The sequence below is a fragment of the Parabacteroides sp. AM58-2XD genome, assembly GCF_003463685.1.
Classification (GTDB): Bacteria; Bacteroidota; Bacteroidia; order Bacteroidales; family Tannerellaceae; genus Parabacteroides; species Parabacteroides segnis.
The window spans coordinates 1-903 of sequence record NZ_QSDP01000246.1 but is presented as its reverse complement, the minus strand read 5'-3'; the positions used below and the strand labels follow the sequence as shown (position 1 = coordinate 903).

Here is a 903-nt window from a genome sequence, read left to right as displayed (position 1 = left end):
AAAAAAGAACTAGATATAAAGAAAAATGAAATTGAGGCAAATAAAAAAGATTTAGAGAAATTAGATGAATTAGAACATGAGATTGATGGTCTCAGTACTGAACTAAAACAAATTAAGTATACTTTACTTAAAAATTCTAGTAGTGGGAAAAAGATAGCCGATTTAGCTCAAAAATTCATCCCCAACAATAAAGAGGCTCTTATCGATGAAAAGCTTTACAAGGCAATGGAAAAAGACATAAGAAGTATTTACCCTAAATATAAAGCTCTGATTCTTGAGTTTTATCCCGAAATATCAATATCAGAATGGCAATATTGTTGTTTGCTCATATTTGGCTTGGACAATAAATCTGAGTCAAGATTACTATGTGTCGCCCCCCAATCAGTAAGGACCAGACGACTTCGATTAAGAAAAAAGCTTGGTATAGAACTAGAGGATATGTCAATATACGAATACCTCATTGATAAGATAATTTAATACATTTAGATCTGTAATTGTTATCATTAACTATGCCGCATACATCATGCGCGATAAAACGCTGATATTCAGGAAGCAAATGCATACTGGTTTTAGATTAAAAAACGCTAAGATTTTTGATTGATAGTTTACCTTTGCACAATAACAATCAATTAAATTAAGAGTTTATGAAAAGTTTCAAATTAGGGTCAATCATTGTTTTGACATTACTGTTTTCAATTCCTTCATTCGCTAGACACAGAATACATTTCCCACATTGTTGGGATCAGAGCTACAAAAGTATTATTAAAGAACCTATTCCTTTTGAAGCTATTTTTGAAGACAGCGATAATAGTATTCAACTATGTTCAATAAAAAAGCTGAAGGGTTAACTGTTCAAATATCTGATAACAAAGGAATTAAAATATTCAATGAAACCTTCAATGC

The 903-nt window shown here is 30.8% G+C and carries 1 pseudogene; it reads left to right on the top strand.

Annotated elements, in window-relative coordinates:
* A pseudogene (locus tag DXA15_RS25400) lies at nt 1-477 on the top strand (hypothetical protein); the annotation flags it as partial.
* Nucleotides 478-903: the final 426 nt, after the last annotated feature.